This is a genomic window from Dankookia rubra, assembly GCF_004355005.1.
Taxonomy (GTDB): domain Bacteria; phylum Pseudomonadota; class Alphaproteobacteria; order Acetobacterales; family Acetobacteraceae; genus Paracraurococcus; species Paracraurococcus ruber_A.
The window spans coordinates 1-221 of sequence record NZ_SMSJ01000424.1 but is presented as its reverse complement, the minus strand read 5'-3'; the positions used below and the strand labels follow the sequence as shown (position 1 = coordinate 221).

At 65.6% G+C, this 221-nt stretch carries 1 pseudogene; it reads right to left on the bottom strand.

Annotated elements, in window-relative coordinates:
• Positions 1–109: pseudogene (locus E2C06_RS37160) on the bottom strand (transposase domain-containing protein); the annotation flags it as partial.
• Positions 110–221: the final 112 nt, after the last annotated feature.

Sequence of the window (221 nt, the reverse complement as noted above, 5' to 3'; positions counted from 1 at the left end):
GCAGAAGCTCGGCGACACGGCTGACGGGATGGTCGGCGATGCGCTCCAGCACACGCCGCAGGTAGGCCTCCGGATCGAGGCCGTTGAGCTTGGCGGTGGCGATGAGCGAGGGGGACTGTCGGCATTTTCGTGTGTTGCCGGTCATGAGGGACAGAAAGGATCTCCCCCATGGCTCGACGGAAGGCGCCGCACATCGCGGATGAGTTGCTGGACCGGCTGCT